The sequence below is a fragment of the Archangium sp. genome (genome assembly GCF_045802675.1).
GTDB lineage: Bacteria > Myxococcota > Myxococcia > Myxococcales > Myxococcaceae > Archangium.
On record NZ_JBJMQO010000133.1, the window covers coordinates 14,735 to 28,601 of the forward strand.

Annotated in this window: 13 protein-coding genes; 11 read left to right on the forward strand and 2 right to left on the reverse strand. The window is 70.7% G+C overall.

The features are described 5' to 3' along the window. Positions 1 to 28 precede the first annotated feature (28 nt). On the forward strand, positions 29 to 2,365 hold the full coding sequence (locus tag ACJ8AN_RS36960; RefSeq protein WP_407760299.1) for an FG-GAP-like repeat-containing protein: 2,337 nt from the start codon (positions 29 to 31) through the stop codon (positions 2,363 to 2,365). 209 nt (positions 2,366 to 2,574) lie between these two features. Further along, positions 2,575 to 3,615: a 3-hydroxyacyl-ACP dehydratase FabZ family protein gene (locus ACJ8AN_RS36965; RefSeq protein ID WP_407760300.1), complete on the forward strand. Its 1,041-nt coding sequence runs from the start codon at positions 2,575 to 2,577 to the stop codon at positions 3,613 to 3,615. A 3-nt stretch (positions 3,616 to 3,618) separates the two neighbouring features. Here ACJ8AN_RS36965 and ACJ8AN_RS36970 read toward each other — a convergent pair whose 3' ends face one another. Continuing rightward, a complete protein-coding gene (locus tag ACJ8AN_RS36970; protein WP_407760301.1) occupies positions 3,619 to 4,200 on the reverse strand; it encodes a TIGR02265 family protein in 582 nt (193 codons plus the stop codon). A gap of 222 nt (positions 4,201 to 4,422) precedes the next feature. On the opposite strand from ACJ8AN_RS36970, the gene ACJ8AN_RS36975 reads away from it, so the two are divergent. From ACJ8AN_RS36975 to ACJ8AN_RS36990, 4 genes are read left to right on the forward strand one after another with little or no spacing between them, the layout of a single operon-like run. Next, positions 4,423 to 5,400, forward strand: a complete 978-nt coding sequence (locus tag ACJ8AN_RS36975; protein WP_407760302.1) for a fumarylacetoacetate hydrolase family protein — start codon at positions 4,423 to 4,425, stop codon at positions 5,398 to 5,400. Continuing rightward, a complete protein-coding gene (gene maiA, locus ACJ8AN_RS36980) occupies positions 5,397 to 6,044 on the forward strand; it encodes a maleylacetoacetate isomerase (RefSeq protein WP_407760303.1) in 648 nt (215 codons plus the stop codon). The genes ACJ8AN_RS36975 and maiA overlap by 4 nt, the downstream gene beginning before the upstream one ends. Before the next feature lie 59 nt (positions 6,045 to 6,103). Beyond that, entirely contained in the window at positions 6,104 to 7,267 is a 1,164-nt protein-coding gene (locus ACJ8AN_RS36985) for a 4-hydroxyphenylpyruvate dioxygenase family protein (RefSeq protein ID WP_407760304.1), read from the forward strand. Positions 7,268 to 7,270: 3 nt separating this feature from the next. Beyond that, positions 7,271 to 8,431: a homogentisate 1,2-dioxygenase gene (locus ACJ8AN_RS36990; protein ID WP_407760305.1), complete on the forward strand. Its 1,161-nt coding sequence runs from the start codon at positions 7,271 to 7,273 to the stop codon at positions 8,429 to 8,431. 198 nt (positions 8,432 to 8,629) lie between these two features. Here the strand turns inward: ACJ8AN_RS36990 and ACJ8AN_RS36995 are convergent, their stop codons facing one another. After that, entirely contained in the window at positions 8,630 to 9,697 is a 1,068-nt protein-coding gene (locus ACJ8AN_RS36995) for a YgfZ/GcvT domain-containing protein (RefSeq protein WP_407760306.1), read from the reverse strand. Positions 9,698 to 9,735: 38 nt separating this feature from the next. Between ACJ8AN_RS36995 and ACJ8AN_RS37000 the strand changes: the two genes are divergently transcribed. The 5 genes from ACJ8AN_RS37000 (at position 9,736) to ACJ8AN_RS37020 (ending at position 13,867) form a co-directional block, all read left to right on the forward strand. Further along, positions 9,736 to 10,062 carry a cupin domain-containing protein gene (locus tag ACJ8AN_RS37000; RefSeq protein ID WP_407760307.1) on the forward strand — a complete coding sequence of 109 codons (327 nt, stop codon included), beginning with the start codon at positions 9,736 to 9,738 and terminating at the stop codon, positions 10,060 to 10,062. Further along, positions 10,059 to 11,396 (forward strand): thioredoxin domain-containing protein, encoded by a 1,338-nt coding sequence (locus tag ACJ8AN_RS37005; protein WP_407760308.1) that lies wholly within the window; start codon positions 10,059 to 10,061, stop codon positions 11,394 to 11,396. The genes ACJ8AN_RS37000 and ACJ8AN_RS37005 overlap by 4 nt, the downstream gene beginning before the upstream one ends. 12 nt (positions 11,397 to 11,408) lie before the next feature. After that, the gene (locus ACJ8AN_RS37010) at positions 11,409 to 11,789 is read left to right on the forward strand and encodes a translation initiation factor (RefSeq protein WP_407760309.1); all 381 of its coding nucleotides are present in this window, start codon (positions 11,409 to 11,411) and stop codon (positions 11,787 to 11,789) included. Positions 11,790 to 11,894: 105 nt separating this feature from the next. Then, positions 11,895 to 12,974: an SCO family protein gene (locus ACJ8AN_RS37015; RefSeq protein ID WP_407760310.1), complete on the forward strand. Its 1,080-nt coding sequence runs from the start codon at positions 11,895 to 11,897 to the stop codon at positions 12,972 to 12,974. After that, a complete protein-coding gene (locus tag ACJ8AN_RS37020) occupies positions 12,971 to 13,867 on the forward strand; it encodes a c-type cytochrome (RefSeq protein ID WP_407760311.1) in 897 nt (298 codons plus the stop codon). Before ACJ8AN_RS37015 ends, ACJ8AN_RS37020 begins: the two co-directional genes overlap by 4 nt.

A 13,867-nucleotide genomic window follows, 5' to 3' on the forward strand; every position in this document is an offset into this window, starting at 1 on the left:
AGAGGCCCGCGCGTGGAGGAGCCGGGACATGAAGACGAGAAACGGGCGGTATGGACGGCTGGCCGTCTCACTGGGGTGGGTGCTCGCGGCGGCGGCGTGTGGCACCACGGCCGCACCCGAGGACAAGACTGTCCGGAGCACGGAGCACCTCTCCGAGCACTGCGAGGTGCTGCCTCCCCCCGCGGGCGCCCTCGAGCCGGAGCTGCAGTGGGCGTGGACGGGCAGCGCGGTGTTGCCCGAGCACCACCAGGTGATGATGACGCCCGTGGTGGTGGACGTGAACGGGGACCATGTCCCGGACGTCGTCTTCAGCACCTTCGCGGGAGCCAACTACAGCTCGGACGGAGTGCTCCGGGCCGTCAGTGGCGATGACGGGCACGAGCTGTGGGCCGCGACGGACCCCTCGTCCCGGGTGAAGCCCGCCGCGAGCCTCGCCGCCGGAGACATCGACGGGGACGGCCAGGTGGAGATCTGCGGCATCCCCGAGACGGGCCGCGGCATCCTCTGCGTGGAGAACGATGGCACCTTCAAGTTCCGCTCGGCCGAGGACGCGTACGACTACAACGAGTGGGGCGGCCCCTCGCTCGCGGACCTGGACGGGGATGGCACGGTGGAGATCCTCGACGGCAACCGCGTCTACAGCAGCACGGGCGCGCTGGAGTGGGTGGGCGCTGACGGCATGGGCGGCGCGCTGTACACCGGCCCCGTGTCCTTCGCGGCGGACCTCGACCAGGACGGCCTGCAGGAGGTGGTGAACGACCGCGCCGTCTACCGGCACGATGGCACGCTCAAGTGCGCGAACACGGAGATTCCCCACGGCTTCGCGGGCGTGGCCAACTTCGACGCCGACCCGGCCGGCGAAATCGTGGTGTCGGGCCAGGGCAAGGTGAGCCTGCTCGATGACGATTGCTCGCTCGTGTGGAGCGTCGACGTGCCCGGCGGAGGCCACGGTGGCCCGCCCAACATCGCGGACTTCGACGGGGACGGCCAGCTGGAGATCGGCCTGCCCGGCGAGTGGGCGTACTCGGTGCTCGGCGCCGACGGGAGCGTGAAGTGGTCGAGCCCCATCCAGGACCAGAGCTCCGGCCGGACGGGCTCCACCACCTTCGACTTCGAGAACGACGGCAAGCTCGAGGTCGTCTTCGCCGACGAGCTGAAGCTGCGCATCTACGACGCCGCCACGGGCGCGGTGCGCTGGGAGGTGCCCAACAGCTCGGCCACCACGCACGAGAACCCCGTCATCGCGGACGTGGACGGGGACCACGCCGCGGAGCTCGTGGTGGTCTCCAATGACCATGCGTACCCGGGCGGCCACGGCGTGCGCGTGTTCCACGACCGGAACGAGGCCTGGGCCGGCACGCGGCGCATCTGGAACCAGCACGCCTATTCGGTGACGAACGTCCACGACGACGGCACCATCCCCGCGCACCCGGCGGCGGGCTGGCTCAACCCGAAGCTCAACACCTTCCACGCGAACGTGGCGAACGACTTCGGCGAGGGCACCAGCCCCTATGCCGCCGCGGACCTCGTGGTGTCCGAGCTGTCCGCCACGTGCGATGGGGCGGGCACGCTCGTGCTCGGCGCGCGCGTGCGCAACCAGGGCGAGGCCGCGGTGGCCGCGGGGGTGAAGGTGTCCTTCTTCTCCATGGACCCGGCCTCGGGCGGCACGCTGCTCGGCGTGGCCACCGTCCCGGACACGCTGCCGCCGGGCGCCAGCGCTCCCGTCTCGCTCTTCGTGGCCTCGCCCTTCTCCGGCACCGCCACGCTGCTCGCCACCGTGGACGACGACGGCACGGGCTCGGGCCGCGACACCGAGTGCGTCGAGGACAACAACACCACCTCCGCGACGGTGGACCTCACCTGCGAGGTGCCCGAGAGCAACCAGCCGCCGGTGGCGCTCTGCCGCGACGTCACCGTCAACGCGGATGCCTCCTGCCAGGGCCGCGCCAGCGTGGACGCCGGAAGCCATGACCCGGACAACGGGCCGTCGCCGCTCTCCGTCTCCCAGTCGCCCGAGGCGTCCTTCGGCCCGGGCCGCCATGCCGTCACGCTGACGGCCTCGGACGGCGAGGCGAGCGCTCAATGCGTGGGCATCGTCACCGTGGTGGACGCCACGAAGCCCACCCTCTCCTGCCCGCTCTCCATCGATGCGCGGGTGGACCTCGGCGGCGTGGGCGTCGTCGTGCGCTACGCCGTGTCGGCCCGGGACAACTGCGGCCCGGCGCCCGTCACCTGCTCACACCCCTCGGGCGGCCTCTTCCTGCCGGGCCTCACCCGCGTCACCTGCACCGCGAAGGACGCGTCCGGCAACACGGCCTCGTGTGATTTCGGGATTCGCGTGAGCCTCGGCGTCTCCCTGCCCTGAGCGCGTAGGACACAAGGTCGGGAAACCGCGGGCCGAGCCGCTTTCCCGACCGGGTGTCCTCGCCACAACGAGATTCGTGCGTACGGCAAAGTTCCCCCCTACCTGAGTGGACGCGGGTGGGTTAGGATGCACCCGCTGTGTCGGTTCAGACACCTCTCTGTGTCGTAAGAGACCCTGCCCCCGCAGTGTCTCAACACGAGGGAAGAAGCATGGCCAACGCACTGCTACCCCCCCTTGCCGTCCCGAGGCAGTCCCCCTCCTCCATCTCCGCCCTGGCGACGCCCACCCTGGCCACCCTATGGGGTGACCGGCTACCCTTCGGGGGCATGGGCGCGCGTTTCGGCGAGGAGCTGCCACGGCCGGAGCTCTACGCGCGCATCTGCGTGAGGGACCCCTACTTCGCGCTGCACGCGGTGACGGTGGTGGGTGACGGCGAGGTCACGGCGGGCGTGCCGGTGGAGCAGGAGACGGGGCGGGAGTGCTCGCCCATCAACGCCGCGGAGGTGGGGCGGCACCTGGCCATCCTCGGCTCGTGCGCGGCGTCGCTGGTGAACCCCAAGGAGGGGCAGCACTACTACCTGGCCCGGCGCGCGCGGCTGGAGCGGCTGCACGAGGGGCCGCTGCCCCGGGCCCCCGGGCTGCTGCGCGGCACGGCGAAGGCGGACTTCAAGGAGCGGCGCACCGCGACGGCGCACACGCTGCTCTCCAGTGAGGAGGGCCAGCCGCTCTTCGCGCTGGAGGTGGACTACAACGTGCTGTCCGCGGCGGCCTTCATGCGGCTCTTCCAGGGCGCGCGCCAGGACATGCGCAGCGAGCCCCGGGCCGGACGCGAGGAGCGTTGCACGTCAGGGGACTTCGCGGCCCTGCGGCAGAACCCCCACCGCGAGCCGCCGCCGCTGTGCGACACCGTGCGGGATGGCGAGTGCCTCAAGGCCACGCTGAACGTGGGCGCGGAGCTGTGCAAGGGCCACTTCGCCATGCACCCGGTGCTGCCGGTGGCGGTGGTGATGAGCGCGCTGTCCCAGCTCGCGGGCACGCTGCTGGGCGAGCTCGTGGGCAACGCGTCCGTGCGCTACCTGGTGAAGCACGGCGAGGTGCGCGCCGAGAGCCTCGCCTACGCGGGGGAGACGGTGACGTTCGGCGCCCACCTCCACGGGGTGGAGGGAAGCGATCACCGCTTCTACTGCTGGGCCTCGGTGGGCGAGCGCCTGGTGGGCGTGATGGAGCTGACGCTCACCCGCGTGGGCTGAGCCTCACTCCCAGGCGATTTCGTAGTCCACCGAGTCGATGCCGAGCACCTGCGCCGTGACGGTGCCCTTGAAGCCGAGGGCCTCCAGCGCACCCTCGAAGATGCCCACGTGGTAGGCGGACGGCTGCATGTCTCCGCGGTAGGAGATGATGCACGCATGGGAGCCGGCGGGGCGGTGCTCGCGCTTGCCGTACGTCACCACGGTGCTGAAGGCCACGCGCGTCTGGGCGAAGAGCCGCTGCGGGTCTCCCTTGCCTAGAATCCCGAAGACGACCTGGCCCGGTCCGCTGGAGAAGCGCTGCACGCACGCCCGGCCGCAGGCGTTGAAGACGGCGTTCTCCGGGCCCAGCTCCTTCTCCAGCACGTCCGCCGCGCCGTAGAGCAGGGTGAGGTAGTCCGCGGCCGGGTAGGTGCGCAGATCCTGGATGTCCCGTGCCAGCCCCCCGGTGCGCAGCTCGCGCAGGGCCTGGGGGCCTCCCCGCTTCTCCACGAGGTCGAACACCACCCGGAAGAAGAGGCCCCGGACCCCATCATTGGGCCGGGTGACTGCGATGCGTGCGGCGAGCTCGTTCTTGTTGGAGGGCATGGGGCTTGGGCGCGCAGCTTACCCCGGGTAGGGACGGCGCGCCCAACCTTCACCGGGCGTGCGCGGCGCGCCATGACGCGGTGCGGGGTTGGGGGGAGGGAAACTCCGCGGGCCGCGTGGCGGCAGGCTTCACTTGACACCCCGTGTCCCGGCACGGAAAAGCCCCGTCCAAGGCGCCGGCCCGCCTCCCCGTTCTCCCCTCGGCCGCCTGGAGTCCGACGCGTGAAGCTCGCCACCCTCAATGACGGTACCCGCGACGGTCGTCTCATCGTGGTCAAGCGGGACAACTCGGCCTACGCGCTCGCCACCAACGTGGCCCTCACGCTGCAGGCCGCGCTCGACAAGTGGGACGAGCTGGAGCCCAAGCTGCGCGCGCTGGCCGAGGAGCTCGAGGCCGGCCGCGTGCAGAGCCGCCCCGTGGACGTCAGCGCCCTGCTCTCGCCGCTGCCGCGCGCCTACGAGTGGGTGGACGGCAGCGCCTACCTCAACCACGTCATCCTCGTGCGCAAGGCGCGCAACGCCGAGCCCCCGCCGACGATGAAGAGCGACCCCCTCGTGTACCAGGGCGGCTCGGGTACCTTCCTCGCGCCCACGCAGGACCTGGTGATGGTGGACGAGGGCTGGGGCATGGACTTCGAGTCCGAGGTGGCCGTCATCCTCGGCGACGTGCCGCTGGGCACCCAGGCCCAGGACGCGGGCAGGTACGTGAAGCTGGTGATGCTCGTCAACGATGTCACCCTGCGCAACCTCATCCCCAACGAGCTGGCCAAGGGCTTCGGCTTCTTCCAGGGCAAGCCCTCCAGCGCCTTCAGCCCCTTCGCGCTCACCCCGGACGAGCTCGGCCCGGCGTGGAAGGACGGCCGCGTGCACCTGCGCCTGCGCTCCACGCTCAACGGCAAGGTGGTGGGTGACACGGACGCCGGCCCGGAGATGCACTTCTCCTTCTTCGACCTCATCCAGCACATCTCCAAGACGCGCGCCTTCACCGCCGGCACCATCCTCGGCAGCGGCACCGTGTCCAACGAGGAGCGCGCCCGCGGCATCTCCTGCCTCGCCGAGCGCCGGATGATTGAAACCATCGAGGAGGGCGGCCCCAAGACGCCCTTCATGAAGGTGGGCGACACCATCGACATCGAGATGTTCGGCCCCGAGGGGCAGAGCCTCTTCGGGCGGATTTCCCAGAAGGTGGTCAAGCCGTGAAGCTCTACAGCTACTGGCGCTCGTCGTGCTCGTGGCGGGTGCGCATCGCGCTCAAGCTCAAGGGCCTGGCGTACGAGTACGCGCCGGTGCACCTGGTGAAGGACGGGGGCGAGCAGCACGGCGACGCCTACCGCGCCATCAACCCCATGCGCACCGTGCCCACGCTGGAGCTCACCGAGGGCGGCCAGGTGCGCCGGCTGTCCCAGTCGCTCGCCATCCTCGAGTACCTCGAGGAGCGCCACCCCTCGCCCGCCCTGCTGCCGGCCGAGCCCTACCTGCGCGCCCACACCCGGATGTTGTCCGAGATGGTCAATTCGGGGATTCAGCCCCTGCAGAACCTCGCCGTGCTGCAGCGCATCAAGGGCGAGTACAAGGGCGACGACAAGGCGTGGTGCGCGTATTGGATTGAACGCGGCCTGATTGCCTTCCAGGCGGCCGCGCAGGAGACGGCGGGCACGTACTGCGTGGGCCACGCAGTGTCGTTCGCGGACATCTGCCTGGTCCCCCAGCTCTACGGGGCCCGGCGTTTCGGGGTAGACCTGAAGCCCTTCGAGCTGCTCACCCGTATCGAGGCGGCGTGCGCCAGCCTCCCGGCCTTCCTGGCGGCCCATCCGGACCAGCAGCCCGACGCCGTACCGGCCTGAAACGCGTTACGACGCAGCAACGGACTTTCGCGGTATCGCAGCACAAGGAGTCGACACACATGGCAAAGCTCGAGTCGCTGGGCATCAAGGGGTTGGAGAGCGTTCACTGGTACGTGCACGACCTGGAGCGCAGCCGGCGCTTCTACGTGGACGGGCTGGACTTCGCGGAGCAGGGCGTCTCGTCCCCGGAGCTGGCTCAGAAGGGCAAGCAGAAGTCCGCCGTCTTCCAGGCGGGCAACGTGGTGCTGGTGGTGAGCCAGCCGGTGGGCGAGGGCGGCCGTGCCTGGCGCTATCTGCGCAAGCACCCGGACGGGGTGGGCACGCTCAACTACCAGGTGGAGGACATCGAGAAGACCTACCGCCTGCTGGAGCAGCGCGGCGCCACCTTCATCACCGACATCGAGCGCTTCACCGACGAGAAGGGCGGCAAGCTCGCCCAGTTCTCCATCACCACGCCCTTCGGTGACACCACGTTCCGCTTCATCCAGCGCGACGGCTACAAGCCGCTCTACCCGGGCTTCGTGCAGCACGAGAAGCCCCGCGGCGGCCACAACCGCTACGGCTTCACGCACATCGACCACATCACGTCCAACTTCCAGACCATGAGGCCCATGCTCCTGTGGATGGAGCACGTGATGGGCTTCGAGAAGTTCTGGGAGATCCAGTTCCACACCGAGGACGTGGCCGCCAAGCAGAAGCGCGATCACGGCTCGGGCCTGCGCTCCGAGGTCATCTGGGATCCCGTGAGCCGGGTGAAGTTCGCCAACAACGAGCCCCTCAAGCCCTTCTTCAAGTCCTCGCAGATCAACATCTTCAACGAGGACCACAAGGGCGATGGCGTGCAGCACCTGGCGCTGGTGGTGAAGGACATCCTCTCCTCGGTGAAGGCGATGCGCGAGAACGCGGGCATCTCCTTCATGCCCACCCCCGGCACCTACTACGACGCGCTCCCCGAGCGCATCGAGCGGCTGGGCATCAAGAAGATCGACGAGGACATCAACGTCCTGCGCGAGCTGGAGGTGCTGGTGGATGGCGGCGCCGAGCACAGCTACATGCTCCAGATCTTCATGAAGGACGCGGCGTCGCTCTACAAGGACCCGCACGCCGGCCCGTTCTTCTACGAAATCATCCAGCGCAAGGGGGACCAGGGCTTCGGCGGCGGCAACTTCCGCGCGCTCTTCGAGAGCATCGAGCGCCAGCAGAAGACGGAAGGACGGATTTAAGTCATGTTCGAGCGGCGCGTCGTGGGCAAGGTGCCTCGCAAGCACCACATCCAGCTCCGGGACGAGAAGGGCACCCTGATGTACGAGGAGTGCCTGACGCGGGACGGCTTCGAGGGCCCGTACACCATCGCCTACCACCAGAAGGCTCCGCACACGCAGGGCCTGGGCGAGGCGAAGGGCGGCTGGGAGGCACCGAAGGCCGTGCCGGAGCAGCGGCTGGCCAAGCGGCACTACAAGACGCAGGAGATGCCGCGCAAGGGCGGCGCGCCGCTCAACGCCCGGGTTCCCCTGCTGTTCAACGCGGACGTGACGCTCGGCGTGCTGCACCCGACCGAGGCGGACAGCGTCTACTTCTGCAACGCGGACGCGGACGACCTCTTCTACGTGCACCAGGGCAGTGGCGTGGTGCGCTCGGTGCTGGGGGATTTGCGCTTCGGCCCCGAGGACTACGTCTTCATCCCGCGCGGGCTGGTGCACCGCATCCTCCCGGACGCGGGCGTGGCGCAGTACTGGCTGTCCATGGAGTGCAAGGGCGGGGTGCACGTTCCCCGTCAGTGGCGCAACGACGTGGGGCAGCTGCGCATGGACGCGCCCTACTGCCACCGGGACTTCAAGGTGGTGGAGTTCACCGGGCCGCAGGACGAGGGGATTCGCGACCTGGTGGTGAAGCGGGATGACCGCTTCCACGGCTTCGAGTACCAGCACTCGCCGCTGGACGTGGTGGGGTGGGACGGCACGGTGTACCCGTGGGTGTTCCCCATCCTGAACTTCCAGCCGCGCGCGGGCCTGGTGCACCTGCCGCCCACGTGGCACGGGACGTTCGCGGCGCGCGGGGCGCTCATCTGCTCGTTCGTGCCGCGCGTGGTGGACTTCCACCCCGAGGCCATTCCGTGCCCGTACCCGCACTCGTCGGTGGACTGCGACGAGTTCCTCTTCTACTGCCGGGGCAACTTCACCAGCCGGCGCGGCGTGGGGCCGGGCAGCGTGAGCTTCCACCCCAAGGGCGTGGCGCACGGGCCCCACCCGGGCGCGTACGAGGGCAGCATCGGCCACCGCGAGACGAACGAGCTGGCGGTGATGCTCGACACCACGCTGCCCCTGTACCCCACCGCCGCGGCCGTGTCGGTGGAGGACCCGAACTACCAGAAGAGCTTCATTCCGTAGGCTGACGGGGTGGGTCGCGCCTGACCGGGGCGCGCTTCACTTCTACGCGCGTAGAACCGGAATGGACCCCCTCCGTTTCACTTCTACGCGCGTAGAACCGGAATGGACCCCCTCCGTTTCACTTCTACGCGCGTAGAACCGGATGGGACCCCTCCCGTTTCACTTCCACACGTGTGGAACCGGATGGGACCCCCTCGCTCAGGCGAGGGGGAGGGCCGCCACGGTCGCCTCGGCCGGGCCTTCGCCCACCGTCAGCACCGTGCCGGGCTCCAGGTGATCGCGGTGCACGTAGCCCAGCGCTACGTGCTGCCCCTTGCGAGGCGAGCGCACCACGCTGGTCACCCAGCCCACCTTCTTGCCGTCCTTCTTCAACTCGGTGCCGGGCGCCGCCTCGGTGGCCCCGAGTAGCAGGCCCGCCAGCTTGCGGTTCATGTGCCCCCGGAAGGTGGCTCGCGCGATGACCTCCTGCCCGATGTAGCAGCCCTTGTTGTACGAGATGGCGTGCGCGAGGTTCGCCTCCAGCGGGATGGTGGTGTCCACCATGTCCTGGCCGTAGCGCGGCTCGCCCGCCTCCACCCGCAGCATCTCCAGCGCCCGCCAGCCGAGCCGCTTCAGCCCCAGCCCCGCCCCCGCCGCCTCCAGCGACTTCCACACCGCCTCCAGCCCGGCCCGCGGTACTCGCACGTCCACCCCATGCGGCTCCAAGCGGGTGGCGCCTACCAACAGCACCTCCTGGCCCGCCAGGGTGGCGGCCCGGGTGGCGTCCTGGGGCAGGAGAGCGAAGGGGCTGCCCAGCGCGGCGCCCAGCAGTTCGGCCGTCCGGGGGCCCAGCAGCCGCAGCACCCCCTGCTCGCCCGTGGCGTCGTGGAGCTCCGCGTCCTCGGAGATGAGGAATTTCTCCAGGAACTCCCGGACCTTGGCACCCATCCCCGGCTCCACGTCCAGCAGCAGGTCGGCCTCCCGGCGCAGCACCCGGGCGTCCGCCACCATGGACCCCTTCACCGTAATCATGGCCGCGTAGGTGGCCGCCCCGGCGGGCAGCCCCTTTATTTCCTGCGTCACCATGCCATGCAGGAAGCTCGCGCGGTCCTCACCGGTTATCCGCAGCGCTTCGCGATAGGTGGCATCATGGAGGGCCACCGCTTCCCGGGCCGCCCGGTACTCGGCGTCCACGTCCCCGTAATCCGCCACCCCCTCCCGGCCGTTCACGTCCAGGAAGTGGGCTCCTGCCTGCTCATGAAGAAAATGCAGAGACAGCGGTTCCATGACCGTCGCTATATAGAGGCCCTGGAGTGAATGCCACGATGGATGTGAGACACCTGTCGGACTTCGTCGGCTTCTCGGCCGAGAAGCTCCAGAAGCTCAACCTCTTCAAGTCCGAGCGCTTCTTCCTGGACGTGTACTGCCTCACGCCCGGCCAGTCGCAGAAGCCCCACCGGCACGCCACCTCGGACAAGGTGTACCTCGTCCTCGAGGGCCAGTGCCGTTTCCGCATCGGCGCGGACGAGGCCTCTCATGGTCCCGGCGCCGCCCTTTTCGCACCCGCGGGCGTCGAGCACGGCGTCACCAATGACGGCCCCGACAACGCCCGCCTCCTCGTCCTGATGACCCCCCCTCCGGAGCACGCATGAGCAAGAAGGCCAATCCGCCCCCTCCCGTACCGGTCCGTGGTGCCATGGCGCTGCTGGGCCTGGGCCTCGCCCAGTGCGCGCTCGCCATCTTCCAGTGGAGCCAGCTGCTCACCCTGCGCAGCGGCGGCGCCACCGTGTGCGGCGTCTCCGAGCACATCAACTGCGAGACGGTGTGGAACTCGCCCTTCTCCAACGCGGTGCACGAGCTGGTGCGCCTGCCGGTGGCCGGGCTCGGCCTGGTGTGGGGCCTGGTCGCGGTGGCGCTCTCGGCGCTCTACCTGGCGTGGAAGCGCGGCGGGCGCACCGTGCGGCCCGCCGTCAACGGTCTGCGCCTGACGGCCGCGGCCGGCGTGGTGGCCGTGGTCATCTTCGGCGCCGCCAGCGCGCGCGTCGGAGCGCTGTGCCCCACGTGTCTGGCCACCTACGCCCTCACGCTCGCCTTCGCCGCCGTGGCCTGGAAGGGCCTGCCGGGTGAGCTGATGCCCCAGACGGGCGAGTGGGGCCGGGCCCTCCAGTGGTCCGGTGGCTTCGCCGTGGCCGCGTACGTGGCGCTGCTCGCCTTCGGCGCGGAGACGCCCAAGGCCACCGCCGCCGACGAGAAGGTCGCCCACATGTCCTCCGACGCGGCCCCCGGCTCGCTCGAGGCGTACCTGCGCGACCTGGAGCCGGACGAGCAGCAGGCCGTCGCCAACGCGCTGGCCCGCTACCGCGCGGACTCGCCCCTGCCGGCCGCCGCGCCCGCGCGCCGCCTCTACGGGCCGGCCACCGCCCCGGTGAAGATGGTGGAGTGGACGGACAGCCGCTGCCCGCACTGCAAGGCCCTGGTGGAGGTGCTCTCGCTCATGAAGAAGCGCCTGCCCGTGGGCAAGCTGGCCCTGGAGGCCCGCCAGTTCCCGCTCGACAGCGAGTGCAACCCGCTCATGCCCCCGCAGGCCTCGGACCACTCGGGCACGCGCTGCACGGCCGCCAAGGCTCAAATCTGTCTCGAGGACGCCCCGGACTACTGGGAGCTGCGCGAGAAGCTCTTCGACGCCCAGCGCTCGCTCACCACCCGCGATGCGGTGCTGAACATCCTCGGCTCGGGCTCGGTGTCCCGCGCGCAGCTCGAGGCCTGCATCTCCAAGCCGGAGACGAGCCAGAAGCTGGTGGAGGACGTCATGTACGCCAAGCAGCACGACCTGCACGGCACGCCGCTGGTGGTCGTCAACGGCCGCGAGGCGATGCCCATCCCGTCCTTCCTCTACGCCCTCATCATGGCGGACGGGGACCCCGACGCCGCGGCCTTCCGCGTGCTGCCGCAGCCGGAGAACCTTCAGGCGCACGAGATGCACTGAGGGCGGGACGCCATGGGCAAGCGCGACAAGAAGCCCGAGGCGCCCGCTGCGGCGGGACCGTTCAACAACCCCTTCGCCGCGCTCGGCCTCAAGCGCGAGGAGCTGCCCTCGGGGCCGGCTCCCGCGCCCGTGAAGAAGGCCGAGGAGCCCAAGGGCCCCGCGCGCGCCGTGGTGCGCATGGAGCGCAAGGGCCGCGGCGGCAAGGAAGTGACGGTGGTGGAGCAGCTCGGGCTGCCGGAGGCCGAGCGGGAGAAGTGGCTCAAGGCCCTCAAGAACTCGCTCGGCTGTGGCGGCACCGTGGAGGGCGACACCCTGGTGCTGCAGGGGGACCAGCGCGAGCGCCTGCCCGCCCTCCTGGAAGCCCGGGGCGTGCGCCGCGTCACCGTGGGATAGGGGTGCCCACAACCCGACAGGTGCCTCGTCCTCCGGGGCACCTCGCCGCTCGGGCCCCCTCGCCTTAACTCAGCCTCTACCCGCGCGGCAGGAGAGGCTCGAGACATGGCGGAAGGAAGAAGCGCGCCGGGCTCGTGTGGCGTGGCGCGACGGCTGCTCCCGGTGCTGGCCGTGTTGCTGCTCGCCGCCGGTTGCCGGAGAGACGAGGCCGAGGGCTTCGCCGTCGTCCCCGTACAGCCCGCTCCGGCCCTGGAGGCGCCCCGGGCCTCGGGAGCGCCGTTCCGGCTGAGCGAGCAGCGGGGCAAGGTGGTCCTCCTCTCCTTTGGCTACACCTCCTGCCCGGATGTGTGCCCCACCACCCTGGCGCAGCTGCGCGAGGTCCACCGGCAACTGGGCGCCGCCGCCCGGGACGTGGAGGTGCTCTTCGTCTCCGTGGACCCCGAGCGCGACAGCGCCGAGCGGCTCGAGACGTACGTGCATGCCTTCAGCCCCCGTTTCACGGGCCTGCGCCTGGAGGGAGACGCACTCGCGGCGGTGCTGTCCGGCTATCGCGTCACCGCGTCCCGCCGCTACCCGGACGCCACGCGCTACCGCGAGCACCGCTTCACCGGAGAGCTCCCCTACACGGTCGATCATACCGGGGCCTACTTCCTCATCGACAAGCGGGGCGCGCTGCGCGAGCGCATCCCCTACACGCTTCCCGCCTCGCAGCTGCGGGCCCGGGTCGAGCGGCTCCTCTCGGAGGAGGGTCCGGTGAACGTGGGGGACGGGCGTGAGGCCGTGGCCGTGCCCGCGGTGGTGCCCGCCTCCGCGGATGTGCCCGGCATGCGCGTGGAGAAGGCGCTCGCGCGTCTGACGCCCGCGAAGGTCGGGGCCGTCTACCTCACGCTGGTGAATACCGACGGGCGGGAGGATCGGCTCGTGGCCGCCGAGTCCTCCGCCGCCGAGCGGGTGGAGCTGCACGAGGTGGTCGCCGAGGGCGAGGTGCTGCGGATGCTCCCGAGGCCCGAGGGCTTCGTCATCCCCGCGGGAGGCCGCGTCGAGCTCGCGCCGGGAGGCAAGCACCTCATGCTGTTCTCCGTCCGGGACTCGCCCGCGAGCCTCGTGCTCACCCTGCGTTTCGAGCGCGCGGGCACCGTGCGGCTCACCGTGCCCGCCTCGGCGCCGGGCGCGGATGGGCCGTGAGCGCTGGAGTCGCCACCCTGCTCCGTTCTTCCTGGAAGCGGAGTCGCGTGGGGCTCGCGCTGCTGCTCACCCTCGCCGGAGGCGGGCTCGTCCTCCGCGCCTGGCTCCAGCAGCCGCGCCGCGAGGTGGAACAGGGCGGGCTCCGGTTGCGGCTGGAGCGGGCCGTCTGGTTGCACGAGCCGACGGACCATGGAGACGCGGCGCGCCTGCCTGGTGCCGCGGGCGCACCCGGGCCGGGACAGCGCCGTCTGGTCGTCGAGGTCACCGCCTTCAATCCGCGCGGCACGCCGTTGGACTTCACGCCCGGGGAGCTCCGTCTCGCCGATGCCACGCGAGGCACGGAGTGGACTCCCGTGGAGGCGGACCCCGCCGTGTTCACCGTGGGGCCCGCCCGGATGCTGCCCGTGACGTTGAGCTTCGACGTGCCGCCCACTCCGGGGCCGGTGCGGCTGGAGTGGGTGCGTGGCTCGGAGCGCGCCACCCTCCTCGCCACCGGGCGGCCGCCCACCCCCGGCGTGTCCCGGACGCAGTCCCGGTGGCCCCTGCGCGTGGAAGAGCTTCCTCCGGGCCGGGAGGGCGCGGGCTCGGTCCTCTTCCATGGCCGGCTCGCCTGCGCTTCCTGTCATGGCGGCCTGGCGCGAGTGGAGGGCCCGCGCATCGCGCCGTTCCTCGGTGACTTCTCCCGGGTGGGCGCCACCCGCGTCGCGGGGAAGAGCGCGGCGCAGTACGCCTATGAGTCCCTGCTCGACCCGAACGCCTTCATCGCCCCGGAGTGTGTCGCGGGCGTGCCCTGCGCGCGGCCCAGCGTCATGCCCCTGTACGGCGAGTCGGTGACGCAGCAGGAGATGGCGGACCTCGTCCGCTACCTCGTGGGCCTCCAGGGAGGAGGGTGA